The sequence below is a fragment of the Pseudoxanthomonas sp. genome, assembly GCF_002863005.1.
GTDB lineage: Bacteria > Pseudomonadota > Gammaproteobacteria > Xanthomonadales > Xanthomonadaceae > Pseudoxanthomonas_A.
In genome coordinates this window covers 25944-51226 of sequence record NZ_PKDG01000008.1, presented here as the reverse complement: position 1 = coordinate 51226, position 25283 = coordinate 25944, and the positions used below count along the sequence as shown (strand labels likewise).

Annotated in this window: 29 protein-coding genes; 9 read left to right on the top strand and 20 right to left on the bottom strand. The window is 67.7% G+C overall.

What is annotated here, in order from left to right:
* Positions 1-39: 39 nt before the first annotated feature.
* The 6 genes from CYU89_RS01360 to CYU89_RS01335 all read left to right on the top strand — a co-directional run bounded on the left by CYU89_RS01360 (position 40) and on the right by CYU89_RS01335 (position 4553).
* On the top strand, positions 40-1077 hold the full coding sequence (locus CYU89_RS01360; RefSeq protein ID WP_062352229.1) for a type IV pilus twitching motility protein PilT: 1038 nt from the start codon (positions 40-42) through the stop codon (positions 1075-1077).
* Between the two features lie 66 nt (positions 1078-1143).
* Positions 1144-2274 carry a PilT/PilU family type 4a pilus ATPase gene (locus CYU89_RS01355; protein ID WP_296278423.1) on the top strand — a complete coding sequence of 377 codons (1131 nt, stop codon included), beginning with the start codon at positions 1144-1146 and terminating at the stop codon, positions 2272-2274.
* Between the two features lie 185 nt (positions 2275-2459).
* Positions 2460-2999, top strand: coding sequence for a hypothetical protein (locus tag CYU89_RS01350; RefSeq protein ID WP_296278422.1), 540 nt, complete (start codon positions 2460-2462; stop codon positions 2997-2999).
* A gap of 99 nt (positions 3000-3098) precedes the next feature.
* The gene (locus CYU89_RS01345) at positions 3099-3491 is read left to right on the top strand and encodes a hypothetical protein (RefSeq protein WP_296278421.1); all 393 of its coding nucleotides are present in this window, start codon (positions 3099-3101) and stop codon (positions 3489-3491) included.
* Between the two features lie 37 nt (positions 3492-3528).
* Positions 3529-4038, top strand: a complete 510-nt coding sequence (locus CYU89_RS01340; protein WP_296278420.1) for a DUF6622 family protein — start codon at positions 3529-3531, stop codon at positions 4036-4038.
* A 98-nt stretch (positions 4039-4136) separates the two neighbouring features.
* On the top strand, positions 4137-4553 hold the full coding sequence (locus CYU89_RS01335; RefSeq protein ID WP_296278419.1) for a hypothetical protein: 417 nt from the start codon (positions 4137-4139) through the stop codon (positions 4551-4553).
* 122 nt (positions 4554-4675) lie between these two features.
* Here CYU89_RS01335 and CYU89_RS01330 read toward each other — a convergent pair whose 3' ends face one another.
* Together CYU89_RS01330 and CYU89_RS01325 are read right to left on the bottom strand one after the other, a co-directional pair.
* Complete coding sequence (locus CYU89_RS01330) at positions 4676-6190, bottom strand: acetyl-CoA hydrolase/transferase family protein (protein ID WP_296278564.1); 1515 nt, start codon at positions 6188-6190, stop codon at positions 4676-4678.
* An 85-nt stretch (positions 6191-6275) separates the two neighbouring features.
* Positions 6276-6821: a DNA-3-methyladenine glycosylase I gene (locus CYU89_RS01325; protein ID WP_296278418.1), complete on the bottom strand. Its 546-nt coding sequence runs from the start codon at positions 6819-6821 to the stop codon at positions 6276-6278.
* Positions 6822-6921: 100 nt separating this feature from the next.
* Here CYU89_RS01325 and CYU89_RS01320 point away from each other — a divergent pair, with 100 nt between their 5' ends.
* From CYU89_RS01320 to CYU89_RS01310, 3 genes are all read left to right on the top strand, one after another.
* A complete protein-coding gene (locus tag CYU89_RS01320) occupies positions 6922-7488 on the top strand; it encodes a YqgE/AlgH family protein (protein ID WP_296278417.1) in 567 nt (188 codons plus the stop codon).
* Between the two features lie 81 nt (positions 7489-7569).
* On the top strand, positions 7570-8019 hold the full coding sequence (ruvX, locus tag CYU89_RS01315; RefSeq protein ID WP_296278416.1) for a Holliday junction resolvase RuvX: 450 nt from the start codon (positions 7570-7572) through the stop codon (positions 8017-8019).
* A 20-nt stretch (positions 8020-8039) separates the two neighbouring features.
* Positions 8040-8984 carry an aspartate carbamoyltransferase catalytic subunit gene (locus CYU89_RS01310; protein WP_296278415.1) on the top strand — a complete coding sequence of 315 codons (945 nt, stop codon included), beginning with the start codon at positions 8040-8042 and terminating at the stop codon, positions 8982-8984.
* A gap of 154 nt (positions 8985-9138) precedes the next feature.
* Here CYU89_RS01310 and CYU89_RS01305 read toward each other — a convergent pair whose 3' ends face one another.
* From CYU89_RS01305 to CYU89_RS01220, 18 genes are all read right to left on the bottom strand, one after another.
* Positions 9139-10689 (bottom strand): GGDEF domain-containing protein, encoded by a 1551-nt coding sequence (locus tag CYU89_RS01305; protein ID WP_296278414.1) that lies wholly within the window; start codon positions 10687-10689, stop codon positions 9139-9141.
* 149 nt (positions 10690-10838) lie between these two features.
* Positions 10839-11117: a hypothetical protein gene (locus tag CYU89_RS01300; protein WP_296278413.1), complete on the bottom strand. Its 279-nt coding sequence runs from the start codon at positions 11115-11117 to the stop codon at positions 10839-10841.
* Positions 11118-11120: 3 nt separating this feature from the next.
* Positions 11121-11924 (bottom strand): prolyl oligopeptidase family serine peptidase, encoded by an 804-nt coding sequence (locus CYU89_RS01295; RefSeq protein ID WP_296278412.1) that lies wholly within the window; start codon positions 11922-11924, stop codon positions 11121-11123.
* A 70-nt stretch (positions 11925-11994) separates the two neighbouring features.
* A complete protein-coding gene (locus tag CYU89_RS01290) occupies positions 11995-12843 on the bottom strand; it encodes a DNA ligase (RefSeq protein ID WP_296278411.1) in 849 nt (282 codons plus the stop codon).
* A 161-nt stretch (positions 12844-13004) separates the two neighbouring features.
* On the bottom strand, positions 13005-13616 hold the full coding sequence (locus CYU89_RS01285) for a DUF1294 domain-containing protein (protein ID WP_296278410.1): 612 nt from the start codon (positions 13614-13616) through the stop codon (positions 13005-13007).
* A gap of 9 nt (positions 13617-13625) precedes the next feature.
* Entirely contained in the window at positions 13626-14987 is a 1362-nt protein-coding gene (gene mgtE / locus CYU89_RS01280) for a magnesium transporter (protein ID WP_296278409.1), read from the bottom strand.
* A 203-nt stretch (positions 14988-15190) separates the two neighbouring features.
* Positions 15191-16912, bottom strand: coding sequence for a phosphoenolpyruvate--protein phosphotransferase (ptsP, locus tag CYU89_RS01275; protein WP_296278408.1), 1722 nt, complete (start codon positions 16910-16912; stop codon positions 15191-15193).
* A gap of 4 nt (positions 16913-16916) precedes the next feature.
* Positions 16917-17186 carry an HPr family phosphocarrier protein gene (locus CYU89_RS01270; RefSeq protein WP_296278407.1) on the bottom strand — a complete coding sequence of 90 codons (270 nt, stop codon included), beginning with the start codon at positions 17184-17186 and terminating at the stop codon, positions 16917-16919.
* Positions 17179-17571 carry a PTS fructose IIA subunit family protein gene (locus tag CYU89_RS01265; protein ID WP_296278406.1) on the bottom strand — a complete coding sequence of 131 codons (393 nt, stop codon included), beginning with the start codon at positions 17569-17571 and terminating at the stop codon, positions 17179-17181. The genes CYU89_RS01270 and CYU89_RS01265 overlap by 8 nt, the downstream gene beginning before the upstream one ends.
* A gap of 174 nt (positions 17572-17745) precedes the next feature.
* A complete protein-coding gene (gene rapZ / locus CYU89_RS01260) occupies positions 17746-18666 on the bottom strand; it encodes an RNase adapter RapZ (RefSeq protein ID WP_296278405.1) in 921 nt (306 codons plus the stop codon).
* Entirely contained in the window at positions 18663-19613 is a 951-nt protein-coding gene (gene hprK / locus CYU89_RS01255; RefSeq protein ID WP_296278563.1) for an HPr(Ser) kinase/phosphatase, read from the bottom strand. The genes rapZ and hprK overlap by 4 nt, the downstream gene beginning before the upstream one ends.
* A gap of 208 nt (positions 19614-19821) precedes the next feature.
* Complete coding sequence (gene raiA, locus CYU89_RS01250; RefSeq protein WP_296278404.1) at positions 19822-20142, bottom strand: ribosome-associated translation inhibitor RaiA; 321 nt, start codon at positions 20140-20142, stop codon at positions 19822-19824.
* Positions 20143-20400: 258 nt separating this feature from the next.
* Positions 20401-21837, bottom strand: coding sequence for an RNA polymerase factor sigma-54 (locus tag CYU89_RS01245; protein WP_296278403.1), 1437 nt, complete (start codon positions 21835-21837; stop codon positions 20401-20403).
* A gap of 46 nt (positions 21838-21883) precedes the next feature.
* Positions 21884-22603, bottom strand: a complete 720-nt coding sequence (lptB, locus tag CYU89_RS01240) for an LPS export ABC transporter ATP-binding protein (RefSeq protein WP_055936391.1) — start codon at positions 22601-22603, stop codon at positions 21884-21886.
* A complete protein-coding gene (lptA, locus tag CYU89_RS01235; protein WP_296278402.1) occupies positions 22603-23112 on the bottom strand; it encodes a lipopolysaccharide transport periplasmic protein LptA in 510 nt (169 codons plus the stop codon). Before lptA ends, lptB begins: the two co-directional genes overlap by 1 nt.
* Entirely contained in the window at positions 23090-23653 is a 564-nt protein-coding gene (lptC, locus tag CYU89_RS01230; RefSeq protein WP_296278401.1) for an LPS export ABC transporter periplasmic protein LptC, read from the bottom strand. Before lptC ends, lptA begins: the two co-directional genes overlap by 23 nt.
* The gene (locus CYU89_RS01225; RefSeq protein ID WP_296278400.1) at positions 23650-24195 is read right to left on the bottom strand and encodes an HAD hydrolase family protein; all 546 of its coding nucleotides are present in this window, start codon (positions 24193-24195) and stop codon (positions 23650-23652) included. Before CYU89_RS01225 ends, lptC begins: the two co-directional genes overlap by 4 nt.
* A 46-nt stretch (positions 24196-24241) precedes the next feature.
* Positions 24242-25246, bottom strand: a complete 1005-nt coding sequence (locus tag CYU89_RS01220; RefSeq protein ID WP_296278399.1) for a KpsF/GutQ family sugar-phosphate isomerase — start codon at positions 25244-25246, stop codon at positions 24242-24244.
* Positions 25247-25283 lie beyond the last annotated feature (37 nt).

Below are 25283 nucleotides of genomic sequence, written 5' to 3'. Positions count from 1 at the left end.
TCAAGGTTCCAGTTCGCAGCAACTTGGGGAAGCAGCGTCATGGATATCGCCGAACTGTTGGCGTTCTCGGTAAAGAACAAAGCATCCGACCTCCACCTGTCGGCCGGCCTGCCGCCGATGATCCGCGTGGATGGCGACGTACGCCGCATCAACATCCCGGCGCTGGACCACAAGCAGGTGCACGCGCTGGTCTACGACATCATGTCGGACAAGCAGCGGCGCGACTTCGAAGAATTTCTCGAGGTCGACTTCTCGTTCGAGATTCCGTCGCTGGCGCGCTTCCGCGTCAATGCCTTCAACCAGAACCGTGGCGCCGGCGCCGTCTTCCGCACGATTCCGTCGGAAGTCCTGACCCTGGAAGACCTGGGCTGCCCGCCGCTGTTCCGCGAACTGATCCAGCAGCCGCAGGGCCTGATCCTGGTCACCGGCCCGACCGGTTCGGGCAAGTCGACCACGCTGGCGGCGATGATCGACCACATCAACAAGAACGAGTACGGGCACATCCTCAGCGTCGAGGACCCGATCGAGTTCGTGCACACCTCGCAGAAGTGCCTGATCAACCAGCGCGAAGTGCACCGCGACACGCACGGCTTCAACGAGGCGCTGCGTTCGGCGCTGCGTGAAGACCCCGACTACATCCTGGTCGGCGAGTTGCGCGACCTGGAAACCATCCGCCTGGCGCTGACCGCCGCGGAAACCGGCCACCTGGTGTTCGCCACCCTGCACACCAGCTCGGCGGCCAAGACCATCGACCGCATCATCGACGTGTTCCCCGCCGGCGAGAAGCCAATGGTACGCTCGATGCTGTCCGAGTCGCTGCGCGCGGTCATTTCGCAGGCGCTGCTTAAGAAGATCGGCGGTGGCCGCACGGCGGCCTGGGAAATCATGGTCGGCACCCCGGCCATCCGCAACCTGATCCGCGAGGACAAGGTGGCGCAAATGTACTCGGCCATCCAGACCGGCCAGAACTACGGAATGATGACGCTCGATCAGCACCTGCAGGATCTGGTGAAGCGCAGCCTGATCACGCGCCAGCAGGCCAAGGAATACGCCAAGGAAAAGCGGTTGTTCGAGTAACGGCCGCGCGGCGCCGCCACCGGCGGCCGCCGTCCCGCGGCTTCTTCCGTCTTACGGAGCATCGCCATGAGCACCATCGATTTCACCTCGTTCCTCAAGCTGATGGCGCACCAGAAGGCGTCGGACCTGTTCATCACGTCCGGCATGCCGCCGTCCATCAAGGTGCACGGCAAGATCTCGCCGATCACGCAGACGCCGCTGACCTCGCAGCAGTCGCGCGACCTGGTGCTGAACGTGATGACGCCGGCGCAGCGCGAGGAGTTCGAGAAGACCCACGAGTGCAACTTCGCCATCGGCGTGGCGGGCGTGGGACGCTTCCGCGTGAGCTGCTTCTACCAGCGCAACCAGGTCGGCATGGTGTTGCGCCGCATCGAGACGCGCATCCCGACCATCGAAGAGCTGAACCTGCCGCCCGTCATCAAGACGCTCTCGATGACCAAGCGCGGCATCATCCTGTTCGTCGGTGCCACCGGTACCGGCAAGTCGACCTCGCTGGCGGCGATGATCGGCTACCGCAACCAGAATTCGACCGGCCACATCATCACGATCGAGGATCCGATCGAGTTCGTGCACAAGCATGAAGGCTGCATCATCACCCAGCGCGAGGTCGGCATCGATACGGACAGCTGGGAAGCCGCGCTGAAGAACACGCTGCGCCAGGCGCCGGACGTGATCATGATCGGCGAGGTGCGTACCCGCGAGGGCATGGACCACGCCATCGCCTTCGCCGAAACCGGCCACCTGGTGCTGTGCACGCTGCATGCCAACAACGCCAACCAGGCGATGGACCGCATCATCAACTTCTTCCCGGAAGACCGCCGGCAGCAGCTGCTGATGGATCTTTCGCTGAACCTGAAGGGCGTGGTGGCGCAGCAGCTGATCCCCACGCCGGACGGCAAGGCGCGCCGCGTGGCGATGGAAATCCTGCTCGGCACGCCGCTGGTGCAGGACTACATCCGCGAGGGCGAGGTCCACAAGCTGAAGGAAGTGATGAAGGAATCCACCAACCTCGGCATGAAGACCTTCGACCAGGCCCTGTTCGAGCTGTACCAGGCCGGCGAGATCAGCTACGAGGATGCGCTGCGCTTCGCCGACTCGCAGAACGAGGTGCGCCTGCGCATTAAGCTGGCCCAGGGCGGCGACGCCCGCACACTGGCGCAGGGCCTGGATGGCGTGGAGATCGCGGAGGTTCGCTGACCTCCGCCCGACGCGACGCACGGAGAGGGGCGGGCGACCGCCCCTTTTTTTGTAGGCGTTTAACCCATCCCTTACATGGGGCTGACTTCGTTCTGAACGTGTTCGCGCTGCGATGCGTGGCGCGGCGGTCGTGCAGGTAGGGTGGCGAGCCATTCGCACACTCGCTCGCCACCAGGATGGAACGCATGCGCAGGGACAGGATCGTCGCCGTCGTCGTGGTCGTGCTGGTGCATGCATGTGTCGGCGTTGTGCTGCTGGTCTCCCGCCCGTCGGGGCAGGGACGGATGGCGGAGGACAGCGATCGCCTGCGCCTGCGCTTCATCGCGCGCCCGACCGTCGTTCCACGCACCGTGGCTTCGCGCCCGAACCTGCCGTCGCTGCCTGCACGCCCGCGACCCGCGCCGCGCATGTCGGCGACGCCTCCTGAGACGGCACCGCACGACGCGCCGCCGCTGCCATCGCAGGACACGGGGCCGCTGGTGCTCTCGCTGCCGGCCGCGCCGCTGCGCGCAGGCGAGCGTGATCTCTTCGTCCGCCAGGACAAGCGCGCGTTCGAGGCACCGTCACGGCTCAACGTGATCCTCCACGACAGCTCGTTCGTTGGCCGTTACCAGCAGTTCCTCAAGAACGTGACCTGTGAAGAACTTCGCCGCGCCATGCGCAACAGCCCCTCCAGCGCGAACACGATCCAGGCTTCGATGAGCCGCCGCGGCTGTGCACTCTGATCGGCTGCCGAGGCCGGAAATACCGGAAGCGATGAAAATTTCATCGATGGCGATGCTTTTTTCTTCGATGCCGCACCAGAGAGGGGCGCCATCGGAGAAATGTTCCCGGTCATCGCACCATGGAGCGTCGATGCCGAAGATATTTTCATTGTCATGGCACAAGAAAGAACAGCGGCGTCGTTGCGATTTTCTTCGTCATGGCACAAAAGAACTTCGCCATCGATGAAAATTTCATCGTCATGGCACCTCCATGCTTCGACGTCGAAAGAAATTTTCCTTGTCATGGCACTTAAGAACGACGGCGACGCACCAGATAGGTTCGCCATCGACGATATTTTCCTCGTCATGGCACAGGAAAGCCCTGCGACGGTGACGGCAAGCCTCATCGCCGAGCCGACCGGACGCGCGGGGAGGCCCCACGACCTCCGGCACCTGAAAGTGTTGACTTCCGGCACCTCACGGCAAGGCGGGCGGGTCCGAGGATGTGCATGAGCCGACGCGGTGTCGGCCCCTCCCGGACCCTCGCCCCATGATGCAGATCCTCACCCACACCCCCCTCTGGGTCTTCGGCCTGTTCTTCGGCCTGGTCTACCTGGGTTGCCTGCAGAGCAGGACGCGCCAGGTCTCGCGCGGCCGCCTGATCGTGCTGCCGGTCGCCATGCTGGCGTGGTCGCTGTACTCGGTCTGGTCGACGTTCGACGCCCACCTTACCGCGCTGACCGCCTGGGCCTGCGCATGGGTCGCCGTGGTGGCCATCGCGATGCTACGCGCACCGTCGCGCCGCGTGGCCTACGACGCATCGACGAAGCAGTTCACCGTCCCCGGCAGCTGGCTACCGCTCGCGCTGATGATGGGCATCTTCTTCTTCAAGTACGCCGTGGCGGTGGTCCATGCCATGACGCCGGGCCTCCTCGAGACGACGACGGCCGTCGTGGTGGTGGCCGGCACCTACGGCCTCTTCAGCGGCCTGTTCATGGCACGCGCGCTGCGGGTGCTGGGGGTGATGAAATCGCCGCGCTTGGTGGAGCAGAACGCCTGACGGCGAACGGGTAGGATGGGGGGGGGACGATGACGGCTCGATCCAGCCCCCCACTCGTCGTGGACACAGAGGTCAACGTGCAGGAGAAAGGATCACCCATGACAGCGGTCGAAGCGTTCACCGGGGTTTACAGGCTTCTGGCGGCCGAGATCGCGTGCCGGTCGGAACTGATGGAAGGCTTCCTCTCGGAGCATGGCGTACATGCGGGATCGGTCGATCCTGTGGTGGACCAGCGCTACCTCTATGAAGCGCTTTCTTCCCGCGAGGGCAGCGACCTGCTGGCGGACTTGTATCGCCGTTTTGCCGACGCCGCTCTGGCAACCGAAGGGGATGACGAGGTGCTGTCCCAACTGGAGGTCCTTCAACATCTGCTTGCGAAGAAGCTTTGGAAGTATGAGTCGCCTACATCGGCGCTGCTGGATGCTTTCACGCAGGACTACGACAGGCTGGATCAGCCGAGTGAAAGGCGTCGATGGTTTCTTGAGATTTCGGATGCCGCTGCGGGCGAGGCCTGACGAAGCGGCAGGGCTATCGGTTGGGGTGATCTTGCGAACCCCGACATAGCCGCCGCGGATGACGTACGTTGGGACGATTTCGTTCACCCCGACCTTGCCGAGTGGCGAACGCGTGAAGGCGCCTATTCCTTCATGCTCCCCGTCTCCAACCACCGCTGGTGCCATGACAGCGCCTCGGGTAGCAGGTGCGGGGTGTGCTTGCCGTAGCTGCGGTGCAGGGCGCGGTCGAAGTAGTCCTGCAGTGCATCGCGATAGTCGGGATGGGCGCAGTTCGCGATCAGCGTGCGGGCGCGCTGCTTGGGGGTGAGGCCGCGCAGGTCGGCCAGGCCCTGTTCGGTGACGATCACCGAGACGTCGTGTTCGGTGTGGTCCACGTGGCTGACCATCGGCACCAGCGCGGAGATGCTGCCGCCTTTCGCAGTGCTGGGGCTGAGGAACACCGACATGAAACCGTTGCGGGCGAAGTCGCCCGAGCCGCCGATGCCGTTCTGGATGCGGCTGCCCATCACGTGGGTGGAATTGACGTTGCCATAGAGGTCGGCCTCGATCATGCCGTTCATGCCGATGCAGCCGAGCCGGCGGACCAGTTCCGGGTGGTTCGACATCTCCTGCGTGCGCAGGATGATGCGCTCGCGGTAGAAGGCGATATCGCGCTTGAACACCTCGTTCGCCTCCGGGCTCAGCGCGAAGCCGGTGCACGAGGCGACATCGAGCACGCCATCGCGCAGCAGGTCGAGCATGCCGTCCTGGATGACCTCGGTGAACGCCGTGAGGCCGCGGAAGCCGCTCTTCGCCAGCCCCGCGAGCACGGCGTTGGGAATGTTGCCCACGCCCGACTGCAGCGGCAGCAGGTCCGCCGGCAACCGGCCCTGCGCGACTTCGTGCTTGAGGAACGCGATCAGGTGCGCGGCGATGCGCTCGCTGGTGGCGTCGATCGGACTGAACGGGCTGTTGCGGTCGGGACCGTGCGTGCGCACCACGGCGACGATCTTGTCGGGATCGCAATGCAGCGCGGTATCGCCGATGCGGTCCTGCACGTGTTCCAGCGGGATCGGCCTGCGGTGCGGCGGCAGCGCGGTGCCGTAGTAGATGTCGTGCATGCCCTCCAGGCCGGCCGGCTGCCAGTCGTTGACCTCGACGATCACCTTCTTCGCCAGGTCCAGCCAGGTCTTGTTGTTGCCGACCGAGGTCGAGGGCACCAGCGTGCCGTCTTCGCGGATCGCCGAGACTTCCACCACGGCCGTATCGATGGGGCCGTAGAAGCCGAACCACACATGCTGGGCGACGTGGCTGAGGTGGATGTCGATGTAGTCCAGGGTGCCGTCGTTGATCCGCTTGCGCGCGTCCGGGTCGCTCTGGAACGGCATGCGCAGCGCGATGGCATCGGCCTTCGCGAGTGCGCCGTCCAGTTCCGGCGCGGTGGAGGCGCCGGTCATCAGCTTGATCTGGAACGGCACGCCTGCGGCATGCGCGCGTTCGATGCGCGCCGCCAGCGCCAGCGGCACGGCCTTGGGATAGCCCGAGCCCGTGAAACCGCTCATCGCAACGGTTTCACCGGGCTGGATGAGGCGGGCGGCGTGCTCGGCGCTGATCACGCGCCCGCGCAGCCCGGCGTGGCGGATGCGTTCTTCGTCTATCGATGGAAGCATTGAGTCACGACGACATCGTTGGGACGTTGCGCCGCAGGATAAAGCCATCGGGTCACGCGGCGGTTGCGCCGGATCAATGCCCCGCCGCGGCCATCCACGGTGGGCGGCGCTTTGCCGCACGCCGGAATGCCGGGCAATCCTCCCGGTGCGCGCCGGGCAGGTAGCCCAGGCTCATCAGGAACTCGTTGGTGATCTCGCCGCCGGTGAAGCGGAACGTCTTCTTGAACAGCTTGATCCACTCGGCCTTCGACAGCGGATGGTGCGCATCGAGCCATGCGGCGAAACCGCCGTGCATGGCGCGCAAGTCCAGGATCACCTGGGCGTTGTGGATGGCGGCCTCAACCTTCAGCCGGTTGCGGATGATGCCGGGATCGGCCAGCAGCCGGGCGCGATCCTTCTCGCCGTAGCGGGCGACCTTCTCGACCTCGAAGCCGCTGTACGCCGCGCGAAACCCCTCGCGCTTCTTCAGCATGGTCTCCCAGCTCAGGCCGGCCTGGTTGATCTCCAGCAGCAGGCGCTCGAACAGCACCGATTCCTCGCGCTGCGGGAAGCCGTATTCGTGGTCGTGGTAGGGGCCGTGCAGGGGATGGCCGGGCGCGATGTCGCAGTAGCCAGACATGGGGGTGGGTCCTGAAGTGAAGTCGGGATTCTAGGGCGTCTCGCGGACAAGGGCCGCCCTCGCCGGCGCGTCGTGCGCGGGGCCGGGCTAGAATGGCGTCATGCAAGACGCCGCCACGCCCCTGGCCAACCAGTTGCTGATCGCCCTGCCGGCGCTCGCGGACCCGAATTTCGCCCGCAGCGTGACGCTGATCTGCCAGCACGACGACGACGGCGCAATGGGCGTGGTCGTGAATCGTGCTTCCGAATACACCCTCGGTGACGTCTTGCGGCAGATGAACCTGGCATCCCACGATTCGCGGCTGGACGACCAGATCGTGCTGGCGGGCGGGCCCGTGCACCCGGAGCGGGGTTTCGTGCTGCACGACAGCGCGCACGCCTGGGAATCGACGCTGGAGGTCGCGACCGGCCTCTACCTGACCACGTCGCGCGACATCCTCGAGGCGATGGCGATCGGCGAAGGTCCGGCGAACGCCGTGATGGCCCTGGGGTGCGCAGGCTGGGGCGCCGGCCAACTGGAATACGAGCTGGGCGAAAACAGCTGGCTGACGGTGCCCGCCGATGCGGAGCTGCTGTTCGGCGTGCCGCTGGAGCAGCGCTGGCAAACGGCAGGACAACGGATCGGCGTGGACATGACGTGCATGACGGACTACAGCGGGCACGCATGACATGGCGCCTGCGCCCGCAGAGTCGTGTCCACGACGCACCGCGCAGGATGGTTCACGCGTGATCAAACGGAGGCAGCAGGCATGAAGCTGGATGGCACCGTACTGGGATTCGACGTGGGCGCGCGCCGCATCGGCGTGGCCGTGGGCAGCGCGTTCGGCACCGGCGCCCGAGCGCTGGCGGTAATCGACGTGCATGGCCATGGTCCCGACTGGCCGGCGATCGACAAGCTGCACGCAGAATGGAAGCCCGATGGCCTGGTGGTCGGCGATCCGATGACCCTGGACGGGGGCGACCAGCCCATCCGCAAGCGTGCCCATGCCTTCGCGCGCGAACTGCGCGCACGCTACCAGCTGCCGGTGGTGCTGGTGGACGAACGCACCAGCTCCGTCGAGGCCGCTGAACGCTTTGCCCTGGATCGTGCCGAAGGCCGCAAGCGCCGCCGCGATGCCGCCGCGCTCGACGCCGTCGCCGCTGCGGTCATCATCGAGCGCTGGCTGGCCGCGCCCCATGACGCGACCCAACTGACCTGACTCTTCGCCCACTCCACACCATGACCCCACAACTCGATTCCGATGGACGCCTGCGCCACCTGCTGACCCTCGACGGCTTGCCGCGCGACACCCTGTGCCGCCTGATGGACCGCGCGGGCCAGATCCGCGACGCGGCGCTGGGCCGCACGCCGCGGCGGCAGGCGCTCGACGGCACCACCCTCTGCACGCTGTTCTTCGAGCCGTCCACTCGCACCCGCAGTTCGTTCCATATCGCCGCGCAGCGGCTGGGCGCGGACGTGCTGAACGTGGACGCCTCGACCTCGTCGACCCGGAAGGGCGAGACGGCGCGCGACACGCTGCGCAACCTGGAAGCCATGGGCGTGCGCGGGTTCGTCGTGCGCCATGCCGAGGACGGTGCGGTCGAGGCCTTGGCGGCCGAAGCCGGCGAGGGCACCGCGCTCATCAATGCGGGCGATGGCCGCAGCGCCCATCCCACCCAGGGATTGCTGGACATGCTGACGATCCGCCAGGCGAAGGGTGCGGATTTTTCCCGCCTGAACGTGCTGATGGTGGGCGACGTGAAGCATTCGCGCGTGGCGCGCTCGGACCTGCATGCGCTGCGTACGCTGGGCGCGGGCCGGATCCGCGTGTGCGGCCCGGCGTCCCTGTTGCCGGACGACGGCACGCTGTCGGGGTGCGACGTGGGGCAGGATTTCGGCGAGATGCTCGAGGGCGTCGACGTGGTGATGATGCTGCGCCTGCAGCGCGAACGCATGGAAGAGGGGCTGGTGTCGTCGCTGGAGGACTACCACCGCGATTACGGCCTGACCGCGACGCGGCTGGCGCTGGCCGCCAGGGATGCGGTGGTGCTGCATCCCGGCCCGATCAACCGTGGCGTCGAGATCACCGACGAGGTCGCCGATGGGCCGCAGTCGCTGGTCCTGCGGCAGGTGAGCAACGGTGTCGCCATCCGCATGGCGGTGCTGGAGACGCTGCTGGGGTGAGTTCCAGCGGTCTGCCGTTGCGATTCGCGATACGGCCGCGCATTTCTGCACGTGTAACCGGGACGCTGCCGCCATCCCTGCGTTCGCCGGAATGACGATGGCGGGGGCGCAAGGCGTCGATCCATGCTTGCCAGCCGGCCTTCGCGCGCCGCACTCACTCCGGCGCCGCGACCACCCGGTTCTTGCCGGCCTGCTTGGCCTGGTACATGGCGCGGTCCGCGCGTGCCAGCAGATCGTCCTGCGATTCCCCCGGCACCCAGCGCGCGACGCCCGCGCTGAAGGTCGCCAGGATGCCGCGGCCTTCGTACACCAGCGGCTTGTGCGCGAGCCGGTCGCGCAGGCGCTCCAGCGTTCCCATCGCTTCGAGGAAGCTGGTCTCCGGCAGCAGCAGCACGAATTCCTCGCCGCCGAAGCGGGCGACGGCATCCGTGGCGCGCAGTGTGGCACGCGCTAGCGTCACGACATGGCACAGCGCCGCATCGCCACCCAGGTGTCCGTGCGCGGCGTTGATGTGGCGGAAGTCGTCCAGGTCCAGCATCGCCAGCGTCAGCGTCTGGCCGCTGCGCAGGGCACGCACGGACTCGCGCTTGAACAGCTCGTCGAAGCCGCGCCGGTTCAGCGCATCGGTGAGCTGGTCGACGCGCACCAGTTCGGACACGGACTGCAGTTCCTGCTCGAGGTCCATCACGCGCCGCTCGGCGTCTTCCACTTCGCGTCGCGCTTCCATCAGGCTGTCGCGCGCGCGCAGGGCCTGCGCCTGCACCTGCGCGGTGTCCTCCAGGATGTCCTCCATCCGCTTGCCCAGTTCGGCGATGCTGCGGCTCTCGCGCACGGCCTGCGCGTGGAAGCTGATGCGGTCATGGTACTCGCCGGTGCTGCTGGCCATGCCGTCCAGGCGTTCGACGAAGGTGACCATCATCTCCTTCATCGACGCCTTCGATTCGGCCAGTCCCTGCTTGAGCAGGCCTTGCTTGTAGATCACCTCGCGCAGCCCGGCGCGCGTCTGCTCCAGCGCGGTTCGGTCGAGCGGGCCCGCGAGCAACTGGCGTACCGCACCGATCTGGTCCTGCAGCCAGCTGCCGTCTTCGATCAGCTCGCCGACGTTCTCCAGCAGCAGGTCGAACAGGCTGCGCATCAGCTCCTGCGCGTCGTCCACCTCGTGCGACCGCTGGCTCACCTGCTGGCAGAGGTCGCGGAGGTCCGCGCCGAGTTCGCCCAGCGGCTGGTTGGCCTGCCACTGACGCACGCGGTCCGCCAGCGCATGCGCCTGCGGCAAGAGGGCGCCGTCGTCGCGCAGCAACTGCTCCACGCCGCCGACCAGTAGCTGGTACAGCAGGTCGCGCAGCTGTTCGGCCTCGCCGGCGAGCGGCTCGTCCTGGATCGTGCGGATGTACTTGTCGATGAGTTGGCGCAGCGCGCGGCCATAACGCGGCCAGTCCTTGTCGGCCTGGGCGGATTGCAGCCGTTCGCCCATGCCGTGCAGTTCACCCGGCAGGCCGGCGACACCGTCGGCGAACGCGGACAGCAGGGCGCCGGGTTCTTCCGCGTGGGCGAACAGCGCCTGCAGCTGCGCGCTGCTGATGGCGTTCCGCGGTCTGGCCGTTGTCGTCGTGGCCAACTCGCGCGAGGCGGGTGCGCCCGCCTCGCGGCGACGCGACCAGAGCCGGCGGAAACCGCCCGCGATACCCGAATTTTCGTCGGCCACGTCAGCCATTCAAGTCGCTCGCACGGCCAGGGGCAGATGCCCGATGACCACCAGGGGATGCCGGGTTATCGGCCGCGGTGCGCGCAGGTTGAGGGCAGGCAGGACGTGTCGGACGGGAGGTGGCCGAAAGCGTGACGCCGGCGCGGGCGTCAGTTGCTGGCCGGGGACAGCCGGGCGTGGGCTTCTTCAATGATGCCGAGGTGGGTCCTGGCTTCTTCATTGCCCTCCGCGGCGGCGGCGCGGACCTGCTCGAGACTGGGGTGCGAGACGATCAGCAGCAGGTTGCCGCACTGCGGGCAGGCATAGTCGGTGACGGCATCGTGCAACTCCATCGCCATGGCGCGACTGTCGCCCGCCCAGTCGCAGGGGCAGGCCAGGGAACGTCCGCGCCAGCCGGCACTGAAGTAGTCGGGGACGAGTTCGGCCACGGCTCAGCGCCCGCGCCGCTGGGCGAACAGCCAGTCCCACAAAGGGGCATGGGCGTACGTCGCGTCCCAGCTGTTGTGGTTGGCATCGGGGAACTCGGTGTATCGCGCATCGCGCGCGCCGGCCTTGTCCAGTGCCGCCTCCATGCGGCGCGATTGCGACGGCGGTACGACGTCGTCCTTGCCGCCATGGAAAATCCACACGGGCACGTCCTTCAGGCGCTGCGCGGCGGCGGCGAAGGGATCCGCCTCGCCCGCCACGCTGTGGACGTTCATGCTGGAACGGTCACGTCCCCAGTCGACGGTGATGCCGCCGCACACGGGCACCAGCGCGGCGAAACGCGTCGGCTGCTGCAGCGCCAGTTCCCACGTGCCGTAGCCGCCCATCGACATGCCGGTCAGGGAGACGCGGTCGGGGTCCCCGTTGAATTCCCGCATGGCGGCATCGAGGGTCGCGAATGCGATGGGGCCGGCGGATTGGGTCCACTCGGTGTCGTCGGGTGCCTGCGGGAACACCACCAGCGCCGGGAAGGTATCGGCATGCTGCCGCACGTACGGTCCCAATCCCGCCATGGTCTGCTTCACGCCATCGCTGCCGCGCTCGCCCGAGCCATTGAGGAACAGCACCACCGGCGGCTTGGCCTTGCGGAAGCGCGCGGCCGGCACGAAGACCTGGTAGCGGTAGGTCTTGCCCGCAAGCGCGACCTCGCGCGAGACGAACTCGCCCGTCTGGTTCATCGGGGACGTGGTGGTACAGGCGGTCATAAGGATCAGCAGCAAGCCCATACAGGCGGTGGCGAAAAGGCGCATGACGGTCGTGATCGAAGGGTAACGGTCGCAGCATAACCCGCGGGAATGGGCGTCGGATCGCGTCGCTTCGTCAGCGCGTCGGATCCGCCGGCGGCATGTCGTCCCGCAGCCGAAGGAAGCGGGCGAAGCGCGGCAACCCGGTCGATGTCACGCCCGTGTACCGATAGGTCAGCCACGCACCCAGCGGGGGCGGGCTGGCGCGCTGGGCATCAGTGAATCCGGTCCCGAGGCGGAACAGGCGCCCGTCCCGCGTGCGCACCTGCAGCGCGCCCATCATGCCCTCGTACTTTCCCTTGCCGGGCAGGTGCGCGACCACCTGCGCCTCGGCGTCCTCGTGGGGTTTGTACTTGAGCAGGTCGTCGCTGCGTCCAGCACGATAGCGCGCGTCGCGTCGATGCAGCATCAGTCCTTCCCCGCCGGCCGCGACAACGCGGGCCAGTTCCGCGTCCAGTGCGGCGCGGGTGGCAATGGGGTGCTGCGGGATCATTGCCAGGTGCGCACTGCGCGCCGTCGACACCAGGCGGCGCATCCGCACGACGCGTTCCGCGAACGGTCCCGGCTGTGAGGGCAGGTCGAATACCATGAAACGGACATCGCGCCACGCCTGCGGGTTGGTGGCCGCGCGGCGGACGAGGGCGCTGATGTCGTCGAAGCGGCCACGTGCGATCCACAGTTCCCCGTCCATGGGCTCGCCGGGCCAGCCCCGGGTGAACGCCGCTGGGGCCGCGATGCGCGCGCCGCCCCGCGTCCAGAGTGCGCGTCCGTCCCAGCGCGCCCGCACGCCGTCGAGTTTCTCGCTGACGAGGAAGGCATCGACCGGCACGCCATCGCGGTAGGCCGTCGCCAGCATCGGCTCAGGGGATGCCGACAGGACCGGCCAGGCCAGTACGCAAAGCAGGAGGGTCAGGAGCAGGCGCATGGCGGCGATGACCGGAACGGATGATGCGCCAGCATCGTGCGCGTCGCCCGCGCATGGGCATCGGGGCAACCCGCATCAGTCGGTAGGAAAGTGTCCCGTGGAAACTCCGCCCGGATGGCCGGGTCAGCGATGCCACGCCAGGGCAGACCGTCGGATCGGGATCACGCCCGCGTCCAGCACCACGCGACCAGCGCAAACACGTGCAGCGCCACCATCGTCCAGAAGACGACGCGATACCCGAGCTTGCGCGACTTGTGCCGCAGCCACTGCTGCGCGATCCATGCGCCGGGCCAGCCGCCGGCGAGTTCGAGCAGGTGCAGCGTGGACTCCGGCGTGCGCCACCGGCCAGTCTGCGCGGCATGCTTGTCGAGCGCGTAGACGACGAAGGTGATGGCCGACACGGCGAGCGCCACGAATATCGCTTCGACCGGAAGCCGGTTGCCGCGGATCGCCCAACCGATGAAGAGCGCGTACAGCACCACCGCCGTCGCACCGGCGAGGGGGGAAGCGGGGCGGGGCGCAGCGGCGGCGCGTGCGGCGGGCTTGGCATGGCGCGCGACGGGCACCGTCCGCCGTACCGCCCGTGCGCGCCACTTGCCGTCGGGCTGGCGCTGCGCGGTGAATTTCACCAGCTCACCGACTTCGGGACGACGACCGTCGAGCCGGTAGTCGCGGACGTGGAAGAACACGAGCGCGGGCTCGCCATCGAGCGGGGCGAGGAAACCGAAGCCGCGGTCGTCGTTCCATTCGCTGACCTTGCCGAGTCGCTCCATGCGCAGGCCTCAGTGCAGCAGGATCAGCGTCGCCAGGCCGAGGAAACAGAAGAAGCCCATGACGTCGGTCACGGCGGTGACGACGACGGTGCCGGCGACGGCGGGGTCGATGTTCATCCGCTTGAGCAATAGCGGCAGCAGTACGCCGGCGGTGGCGGCGGCGCAGAAGTTCAGCACCAGCGCCATCGCGATCACCAGCGACAGCATCGGGCTGCGGAACCACAGGAAGGCGATCACACCGACGATGCCACCGATCAGCACGCCGTTGATCAGCGCCACGCGCAGTTCCTTCCACCACAGGATCCGCGCGTTGCTCGCGCCCACCTGGCCCAGCGCCAGGCCTCGCACCATCAGCGTCAGCACCTGCACCGCCGCGTTGCCGCCGATGCCGGCGACGATGGGCATCAACACGGCAAGCGCGACGATCTTCTCCAGCGTGGCATCGAACTCCTTGATGACCGTCGCCGCCATGAACGCGGTGAACAGATTGATGCCCAGCCATACCACGCGACCACGCACGGCACGCGTGACCGGCGAGAACAGGTCCTCGTCCTCGTCCAGGCCGGCGGCGCCCAGCGCCTGGTGCTCGGCCTGCTCGCGGATGATGTCGACCACGTCATCGATGGTGATGCGGCCGAGCAGGATGTTGTTGTCGTCCACGACCGGCGCCGACACCCAGTCATGGTCGGAGAACTGGCGCGCCACTTCCTGCGCGCTCTCGCCCACGTCGATGGCCGGCTGCTCGTCGTCGATCAGCCGGTTGATGGGCGTTGTGTCCTCGTGGGTGACCAGCGCGGCCAACGGCACGCGGCCGAGGTACTGGTGGCGACGGCTGACCACGTACAGGTGGTCGGTGTGGTCGGGCAGTTCGCCGCGTAGGCGCAGGTAGCGCAGCACCACGTCGACGTTGACGTCGGCGCGCACGGTGACCACGTCCGGGTTCATCAGGCGGCCGGCGGTGTCCTCCGCGTACGACAGCACCTGCTCCAGGCGCTCGCGGTTCTCGCGGTCCATCGACTTGAGGACTTCGTCGATGACGGTGTCGGGCAGGTCCTCGACCAGGTCCGCGAGGTCGTCGATGTCGAGGTCCTCGACCGCGGCGACGATCTCGTCGGTGTCCATGTCCGCCAGCAGGCTTTCGCGCACCTCGTCGCCGACGTGCACCAGCACCTCGCCGTCGTCTTCCGGATCGACCAGGCCCCAGACGACTTCGCGCTTGCCCGGCGGCAGCGATTCCAGCAGGTTGCCAATCTCCGCGGGCGACAAGGTGTTGACCAACCGGCGCACGGGACCCAGCCGACCGCTGTCGAGCGCGTCGGAGAGCAGGCGCAACTGGCGTGCGGTCTTGTCGTGGCGGATGGTCTCGACCATTCGGTACTCCGGAATGGGGCCGATCCGTCAGGCGGATGCGACCGGGGCATCAAGCGTTCATTCCGCCATTATCGCCCGGCCTGCGATTTATGGACACCCTGCAGGAGGGGCCGAAACGAAGCGTGGGGTTGGGAGCGACGTCAGTCGCGATGAGGCACCTGCGGTGGTCGATCGCGACTGACGTCGCTCCCACAATGCAAGGATCAGGTTGCGGTGGCAGCCTTGAGCCAGCGCTCGATCCCGGCACGGTCCCGCGCCTGCAGCAGCTTGGGCGCGCGTGCCTGCAAATCCGTCAGGTCGCTGTCGCGGATCGTCTTGCGCAGTTCCAGCAACGTCGCCGGATGCAGGCTGAACTCCCGCAGTCCCAGCGCGAGCAGCATCGGCGCGAGGGCGGCGTCGCCGGCAATCTCGCCGCACATGGCCACCGGGACCTTGTGTTCGGCACCGATGCCGATGACGTGCCGGAGCAGGCGCAGCACGCCGGGGTGCAGGGGGGAATAGAGTTCGCCCAAGGCCTCGTTGTTGCGATCGGCCGCCAGCAGGTACTGCACCAGGTCGTTGGTACCGATCGAGACGAAGTCGACCACGTCTACGAAACAATGGAAGGCGATCGCGGCGGCGGGCACTTCGATCATCGCGCCGAGTTCGACCTGCCCGGCCATCTCATGCCCCTGCTTGCGCAGCTGAAGGGACACGCGGCGCAGGCGGCGGCGGACGTCGAGGATCTCCTCGCGGCTGCTCACCATCGGCACGAGGATGCGCACGGGTCCGTAGGCCGACGCGCGCAGGATGGCGCGCAGTTGCGTGTCGAAGACGCCGCCATGGGCGAGCGACAGGCGCACGCCGCGCAGGCCGAGGGCGGGATTCTCTTCATCGCCGACGACCAGTCCGGTCCGATCGGCCTTGTCTGCACCCAAGTCGAGGGTGCGGATGGTCACCGGGCGACCGCTCATGCCCAGCACGAGGTCGCGGTAGACCTGGAACTGTTCGTCCTCGCTGGGCAGTTCGCGGCGCTGCAGGAACAGGAACTCGGTGCGATACAGGCCGACGCCCGACGCGCCCAGGGCGTGGGCGCTCGCCACGTCCTGCATCGACTCGGCGTTGGCCCACAGTGCGATGGTGGCGCCGTCGCGCGTGCGGCTGGGCTTGGACCGCAGGCGTCCCAGTTCGCGGGCCTCGCGCGCGGCATCGCGCAGGCGCTCGCGGTAACGGCGCAGGTCGCCCGGGTCGGGATTGACCACGACTTCGCCGGTGCCGCCGTCCACCAGCAGTACGTCGCCGTCGTTGATCTTCTGCAGGGCCTGCGCGTTGCCCACCACCAGCGGCAGGTGCAGGCTGCGCGCGAGGATGGCGCTGTGCGACAGCGTGCTGCCGGCGGCCGTGATGACGGCGACGACGCCCTGCTGCTGCAGCTCCGCCAGTTCCGACGGCGCCACGTTGTCGCTGACCAGGATCTCGCCGGCCACGCCGGGGGCATCGGCCGCGCGCTGGTGCAGGTGCGCATGGATGCGGCCGATCACATGGTCGAGGTCGTCCATGCGGCTCTTGAGATAGGCGTCGTCCATGCCGTCGAACACGGCGGCGAGCCGGTCGCGCTGCAGGCGGAGCGCATAGTCGGCCGAATAGCGTCCGGTGCGGATCAGTTCGTCCAGGCCATGCAGCAGTTCCGGGTCGTCCAGCAGCAGTGCATGCAGGTCGAGGAACTCGCCGACCTCCTTCGCCAGCGCGCCATGCAGGCGTGTGCGCAGGCTGTGCATTTCGCGGCGGGTGGCGTCGACGGCCTCATGAAGGCGGGCCACCTCGTCGTCGACCTGGTCCGCACGGATCTGCTGCTCGGCGACATCCAGGACATGCGGCAAGCGGACCCGCGCACGTCCCAGCGCGCTGCCGCGCGATGCCCCATGGCCCGGCAGCAGCGCCCTCATCGGGTCAGCCTTCCTCGTCGAATCGTCGCTCGAACAGCGAGACGACTTCCCGCATCGCGACGGCCTCGTCCTCGCCCTCGATGCGCACGGTGACCGGCGTGCCCTGGCCGGCGGCGAGCAGCATGACGCCCATGATGCTCTTCGCGTTCACCTCCCGGCCCTTGGCCGCCAGCGTCGCGTTGCAGCGGAAGCCGGACAGCGTCTGCACCAGCTTGGCGGTCGCGCGCGCATGCAGGCCGAGGCGGTTGGAAATGGTGAGTTCTTGTTCAAGCATCGTCGTGAATGACTCCATTGCGTGCGCCGGCCGCGGCCGTGACCGGCAGTTCGTCCAATCCCTGTTCCGAATAGTTCATCACCCGCAGCAGCATCGGCAGGCTGAGCGCCGACACGCGGCGCACCGGGGTGCCCAGACGGGCGAGCTTGCCCGCCAGGTTGCTGGGGCTGGCCCCGTACAGGTCGGTCAGCACCAGCACACCCTCGCCGCCGTCGACGCGCCGCAGTGCGGCCGACGCCTGCGGGAGCAGGGCCTCCAGGTCCGCGTCGAACGGCACCTCGAAGGCCTCTGCCTTCAGGGGCAGTTGCCGCAGCAGCGCAGTGGCGACCGTCAGGATCGACACGCCCACGCCAGGATGAGTCACAAGGAGAATGCCACAGGCCATGCAGGAACGTTAACAGACGGGCATGACAGGCTGGAAGCGGCGCGGATGGAACGGTAAGGGTCCCAGCTATCCGCGGATCGGCAACGTAGAGCGGAGCTTGCTCCGCTGCCGTTCTGTCCGGGGCTCAGGACAGCGTCAGCCAGCCGAGCAAGCTCGGCGCTACGGAATCCGGGGTCAATCCAGTTCGCGGTGGAAGGTCGCGACTTCTTCCCAGCCCTGCTCGCGGGCGTGCCGGGCCAGGGTTTCCGCCAGATAGACCGAGCGATGCTTGCCCCCCGTGCAGCCGAACGCGATGGTCACGTAACTGCGCGTCTCGCCCCGCAGCCGGGGCAGCCACGTGTCGAGGAAGCCGCTGACCTGGCCGACGTATTCGGCCACTTCCGGCTGCGCGTCCAGGAATGCCCGCACCTTCGGGTCGCGACCGGCATAGGGGCGCAGTTCCGGATTCCAGTGCGGGTTCGGCAGTACGCGCGCATCGAAGACGAAGTCCGCGTCCGCCGGCACGCCGCGCTTGTAGGCGAAAGATTCGAACAGCAGCGAGAGCTGCGTGCCCTTGTTGAAGGCGAACTCGGCGATGATCCGGCGACGCAACTGGTGAACGTTGAGCTGGCCGGTATCGATGACCACGTCGGCTTCGTCGCGCAGCGGCTGGATGATGGCGCGTTCCTGGCGGATCGCTTCCTGCAGCGACAGGCCGCCGTGGCCGAGGGGATGGCGGCGGCGGGTGTCGGAGTAGCGACGCAGCAGTACGTCGTCGTCGGCGTCGAAGAAGACCAGCCGGCCTTCCAGCCCAAGCTGCGCCAGGGCCGCGCGCCACTGCGCCAGCTTCGACAGGTCGCTATGCCGGCTGCGAACGTCGATGCCCACGGCGATCTTGGGCGGCAGTTCGTCCTCGCGCACCAGGCTGCGCACGAACGACGGCAGCAGATCGACCGGCAGGTTGTCGACGCAGTAGTAGTCGAGGTCCTCGAAGGTCTTCAGCGCGACCGACTTGCCCGAGCCGGACAGCCCGCTGACGATCACCACCGTCGGCGCCACCGGCGTCGCGGCGCCGGTGTCGTCGTGCAGGTCGGAGGCCGGTTCGAACTGCGTCATGGCGTGCTGCGCTCGAGCAGGTTGCTGTGCCGGGCGATGAACATCGCGGCCGGGTCGATGCCCTTGGTGCGCAGGATGTGCAGGCGCGTGGCGGCTTCGGTCAGCACGGCCAGGTTGCGGCCCGGCATCACGGGCAGGGTGATCAGCGGCACGTCGAGGTCCAGCACGTGGCGGGTGCCGGAGTCGCCGGTCAGCCGCTCGTAACCGTGCGGGTTGGGCTCGGTCATCGGGCGTGTCAGGTGCACGATCAGGCGCAGGTACTTGTTCTTCTTCACCGCGGTGTCGCCGAACATCTCGCGCACGTTGAGCACGCCCAGGCCGCGTACTTCCAGCAGGTCCTGCAGCAGTTCGGGGCAGGTGCCGTCGAGCACGTCCGGCGCGATCTGGGTGAACTCGGGTGCGTCGTCGGCGACCAGGCGGTGGCCGCGGCTCAACAGTTCCAGCGCCAGTTCGCTCTTGCCCGACCCCGCCTCGCCCGTGATGAGTACGCCGATCGAGTAGATCTCCATGAAGACGCCATGCAGCGTCACCCGCGGCGCCAGCGTGCGCGCGAGGTGGTAAGAGAGGTGGTTGAGCAGTTCGTGTCCGCGCTTGGGCGAGCCCCACAGCGGCGTGTCGTTCTCGTTGGCGGCTTCGCGCAGGTCTTCGGGACAGGACTGGCTCTTGCTGATGACCAGCGCCAGCGGCTTGGCCTGCACGATCTTCTCGATCGTTTCCCAGCGCTGACGGGAGTCGAGCGAATCGAGCCAGGTCAGCTCCTCGGTGCCGAGGATCTGGACCTTGTTGGGATAGACGGCATTGAGATAACCCGCCAGGGAGGGACGCCGCGAGACGGTGTCGCCGGATTCGAGCACGCGCTTTTCGCCCTTCTGCCCCGCGAGCCAGCGCAGCGCCAGCTTGTCTTTCTGCTGGTCGAACAGTTCACGGGCGGTGATGCTGGTATTCATCATGCGGAGGCAGCCGGCGGGAAGGGAACGCCGTTCCGGCGGCGCGCAGGCAGCGCGACATGCGTCGATACCGACTGCTCCGGTAGTGGCATGGGGAGTGTAAACGCCGGAGCGTGGGCATGCGACCGCGCAGGCCGCGACGCCGAGAATGGATGGAGGACAAGACGGAACCGCTCCGCATGGCGGAGCGACTCCGGCGGGGACGGGATCAGCCGATCAGTTCGCCGCGCGCGCCGTGGCGCTGGACGTCGGTGCGCTTTTCCTTGTGCTTGACCAGCAGGCGGTCGAGCTTGTCGGCGAGGATGTCGATGGCGGCGTACATGTCCGGCGCGCCGGCATCGGCGTGCAGCCGGCGGCCGGCAACGTTGACCGTGGCTTCGGCCAGGTAATCGGGTTTACGGGTGCCCAGTTGCGTACGGACTTCGCAGGGTTGCTCGAAGTGGCGTTCCAACCGCCTCAGCTTGGTTTCGACGTATTCGCGCAGGGCGGGAGTGACTTCGATTTCATGGCCGTAAGTCTCGATACGCATGTATGCCTCCTTCAGGTCGGTAGAACCGCGCGTGTGGCGCGGAGCGTGTCAGGAATGACAACGCGGCAGGGTCTGGGGTTCCGTGGATGCTCCTGTGCCGGTGACGATGGCAGGCGACGCCTGCATAGCAAAGATGGACCCGTCCGCGGCAACTATCAACCGTTGCGGGTTTCTTTTTCGAGTCCCAGTGCGGCGTGTTAGGAAACCGTTTTGCGCGGGTGGAACGCGATCACGGAATCGGCGCCGGGTCGGCGTGGTTCAGGCGATGCGCACGCGTTCGTGCGAGGACAGGATGTTGAGCGCCTCGCGGTACTTGGCCACCGTCCTGCGGGCGACCGGAATGCCGGACGCTTTCAGCAGATCGGCGAGCTTCGCGTCGGACAGCGGCTTGCGCGGATTCTCGGCGTCGACCAGCCGCCTGATCATCGCCTGGATCGCCGTGCTCGACGCTTCGCCGCCGCCGTCCGTGTCGATGCCGGAGGCGAAGAAGGCGCGCATCGGCAGCGTGCCGCGCGGGGTGCGGACATACTTGCGGGCGATCGCGCGCGACACCGTGGATTCGTGCAGGCCGACTTCGTCGGCCACGTCGCGCAAGGTCAGCGGGCGAAGGGCCTGTTCCCCGAATTCGAGGAAGCCGGCCTGCTGGTGGAGCAGGCACCGCATCACCTTCAGCAGCGTGTCGCCGCGGGCCTCGACGCTCTTGAGCAGCCAGCGCGCTTCCTGCAACTGGGCCTTGAGGTATCCGGCGTCGCTGTCGCCGCACTGCCGGATCATCTGTTCGTACCCGCGATGGATGGTGATGCGCGGCAGCGTGTTGCCGGACAGGGCGGCGCGCCAGACGCCGCGTTGGCGCCACACCACGCAGTCGGGAACCACGTAGGTGTCGTGCGACAGCTCGCCCACTTGCGCGCCGGGCTTGGGATCTAGGGTGCGGAGCAGGTGCACGGCTTCCTCGACCTCGGCGACCGGCCGCTTGAGCTCCTGCGCGATGCCCGCCACGCCGCTGCGGGGCAGGCGCTCGAGCGCGGTATCGGCGATCCGCAGCGCCAACGCCTTGCCGGGCGTGTCGTCGCTCAGGACCGCCAACTGGAGGTGCAGGCACTCGCCCAGGGTGCGCGCGGCGACGCCGACGGGATCGAAGCGCTGAATCTGTCGCAACACCACCAGGACCTCGTCCTCGTCGGCCTCGATGTCGGGGCGCAGCGCCTGCACGATGCCGGACAGCGGCTCCCGCAGGTAGCCGTCGTCCTCGAGCGCATCGATCAGGGTCGCGCCGATGCGACGGTCGCGAAGGGAAAGATGCGAGAGGTGCAGCTGCCACAGCAGGTGGTCATGCAGCGTGTCGGCCTCCGCGACGCGTTCGGCCGGGCTGCCGTCCTCATCGTCGTCGAACGAGCCGCCGCTGCCGGACGTCGTCCAAGGGCCTTCGTCCGGCGACCAGTCGTCGCGGTCCTCGGCGGTCTCGCGTGCGGCTTCGGGCGCCGGTTCGGCGGGTGGCTGGTCGTCGTCGTTGCCGCGGAGCTGCGCGGGTTCTTCTTCCGGCTCGCTCCAGTCGAGCAGCGGGTTGGTCTCGACCGCTTCGGTCAGTTCGATCTCGAGCTCGGCGGTCGACATCTGCAGCAGCCGGATGGCCTGACGCAACTGCGGCGTCATGACCAGCTGTTGTCCCAGCGATGTCTGCAGGCGTGGCTTCATTCCCGACCTTGGAAACCCGTGAGGCGGCCCACGGCCGCCGACGGGATCACAGGCGGAAGGTTTCGCCCAGATAGACCCGGCGTACGTCCGGATTGGCCAGCAATGCGTCCGGGGCCCCCTGCGCCAGAACGCTACCGGCATTGAGGATATACGCCCGGTCGCAGATTCCCAAGGTTTCGCGCACGTTGTGGTCGGTGATGAGCACGCCGATACCGCGGTCCTTCAGGTGTTTGACGATGCGCTGGATCTCGCCGACCGAGATGGGGTCGACGCCGGCGAAGGGTTCGTCCAGCAGCATCAGGCGCGGGCGGGCGGCAAGGGCGCGGGCGATTTCCACGCGACGGCGCTCGCCGCCGGAGAGGCTCGCGCCCAACTGGTCGGCCACGTGGGTGACCTGCAGTTCGTCGAGCAGCGAGGCCAGTTCTCGCTCGATGCCGGCGCCGTCGAGGTCTTCGCGCAGTTCCAGCACCAGTCGGATGTTGTCGGCCACGCTGAGCTTGCGGAACACCGAGGGTTCCTGCGGCAGGTAGCCGACGCCGAGCTTGGCGCGCTGGTACATGGGCTGGGCGGTGATGTCCTGGCCGTCCAGCTCGATGCTGCCGGCATCGGCGGCCACGAGGCCGACGATCATGTAGAAGCAGGTGGTCTTGCCGGCGCCATTCGGACCCAGCAGGCCGACGACTTCGCCCGGCTGCAGGGTCAGGCCGAAGTCGGCGACGACTTCGCGCTGCTTGTAGCGCTTGCGCAGGCCCTTGGCGGTGAGCATCAGTTCTTGCCCTGCGCCGGCGCAGCGGACTTGGGCTGGATTACGGTGCGCACGCGGGTGCCGTCGCCGCCGCTCTGCATGTTGCCGCTCTTGGTGTTGTAAACCATGCGCTGGCCGCTGTTGGATCCGCGCTCCGACTTGACCGTGTAGTTGCCGATGAACGTGATGGTCTCGGTCTTCATGTCGTACTCGACGCGATCAGCCTGTGCGTCCATCCACGTGCCGTCGTCCATCTGCTGCTTCATCTTCACCTGCTTGCCGGTGAAGACCGATCGCGATACCTCGCCGTCGGCCATGTAGATCTCGGCAGCGGCCGAGCGGATCTCCAGCGTGCCTTGGGTCACTACCACGCCGCCGCCCAGCACGGTCTTGCCGCTGCCTTCCATGTTGCCGCTCTGGCTGCCGGAGTCGATGGTCATGGCCTGGTTGCGGTCGCTGGCCTTGGCCATGGCGCCCGCGGCGGGCAGCAGGAGCAGCAGCGCAGCGCTAGCGAGCAGAACGCGGTTCATAGATCGATCTCACCTGGGATTTGAATGTGTATTCCTTGGTCTTGAGATTGGTCTCAAAACCGCGCCCGCTCAGTCTAGAGCCAGGCTGGACCACCGTCACCACGTCCTCGGTCTGGGCCAGGTCGCGGTCGGGGAAGACATTGAGCGTGTCGGTACGGAATTCGGCCGGGCGCGCACCGCCTTCGGGTGACGTACCGTGCACGTCACCCTTCAGGCGCAGTTCTTCGCCCTTCGCGCTGAGCCAGCCGGTCTTCGACCGCAGCTCCCACGAGCGACCGTCCTCTTCGGGCAGCAGGAAAAGCGGCGTGGTGATGGTGTAGGTCTGGTCCTGCGGGTTGCGCGCCATCTCCGGCGCGCGCACGGCGACGGCCTCCTTGCCCTCGCCGTTGAGTGCGATCATCTCGAAGTCGCGCATCACGTAGTCCGACCGGTCCGCGACCACACGGTTGGGCGGGGGCACATCGCGGTTCTTCCAGGCGGACCAGCCGCTCACGATGGCGGCGACCAGCAACACCAAGCCCAACGTGACGCGCCAGCTCATGCCGTGCCTCCCTCGAACGAAGGCGCATGGCCCTGCGTGCCCAGCAGCAGGTCGCAGGCTTCGCGCGCGGCTCCCTCGCCACCCCCGCGGCGGGTACGCCAGTGCGCATGCTGGGCGGTCCACGGATGTGCGTCGGCCGGCGCGATGGCCAGTCCGACGGCACGGAACGGGGGCACATCCGGCAGGTCGTCGCCCATGAAGGCGACCTGGTCCAGGCCGATGCCGAGGCCGGCGCCCAATTCTCGGACGGTGGCGAGCTTGTCCTTGATCCCGGTGAACACCTGCACACCCAGTTCGCGGCCACGCGCCACGGCGACGGTACCGCCGCGAGCCGTGATGAAGGCGACCTCGATCCCCACGCGCTTCAGCAGCACGAGACCCTGGCCATCCTGCACATGGAAGGCCTTCTGTTCGCGGCCTTCGCTGTCGAGGAACAGCCGGCCGTCGGTGAGGGTGCCATCCACATCGAAGCACGCCAGGCGGATGCGCGCGGCGCGGGCCAGCACGTCATCGGTCAGGTCATGGAGGTGGCGGAGGGGCATGGGCAGGCGGAGGAATCGTGGGAGGGAAAGCGTGCAACCTTGTGGTTTACACCACGCGGGCACGCAACAGGTCGTGAATGTTGAGTGCGCCGACCGGACGCAGCGCCTCGTCCACGACGATGAGACCGCTGATCTTGTGGGTTTCCATCAGGCGTGCCGCCTCCACCGCCAACTGGTCCGCACCGATGGTCTTGGGCGCGCGCGTCATCAGGTCGGCGATGCGTGCGCTGCGGACGTCCAGCGCCGGATTGTCCAGCGTGCGGCGCAGGTCGCCGTCGGTGAACAGTCCGGCCAGGCGACCGTCCGCGTCGACCACGGCCGTCATGCCCAGGCGCTTGCGGCTCATCTCCATCAAGGCGTCGCTCAGCGTCGCCGCCACGTCCACGCGGGGAACATCCTCGCCCGCATGCATCACGTCGGTGATGTGCAGCAGCAGGCGCCGGCCCAGGCTGCCGGCGGGATGGGAGCGGGCGAAATCGTCGGCGGTAAAGCCACGCGCATCCAGTAGCGCGACAGCCAAGGCGTCACCCATCGCCAGCGACGCGGTGGTGCTGCTGGTCGGGGCCAGATCGAGCGGGCAGGCCTCGGCCGGTACGCTCACGTCCAGGTGGACATCGCTTTCCCGCGCCAGCGTGGACTGGGGCCGGCCGGTCATGCCGATGACCAGATTGCCCTGGCGCTTGAGCACGGGCAGCAGCATCAACACTTCGTCCGATTCCCCGGAATACGACAGTGCCAGCACCACGTCGGCATCGGTGATCATGCCCAGGTCGCCATGCCCGGCCTCACCCGGGTGCACGTAGAACGCCGGCGTGCCGGTCGATGCCAGGGTCGCGGCGATCTTGCGGGCCACGTGCCCCGACTTGCCCATGCCGGTGCACACCACCCGGCCATGGCCGGCCAGGATGGCTTGGCAGGCGGACGAGAAAGCGCCGTCGATGCGGGCCGCCAATGCGTCCAGCGCCCTGGCCTCGATCTCGACCACGCGACGCCCGCTCGCCGTCAGGCTGGCAGCGGAAACGGACGGGGTCTGGGGCAGCGGCTGGGACATGCGGACGGGGCGCCGGCGGGTAGAATGGCCGGGTATT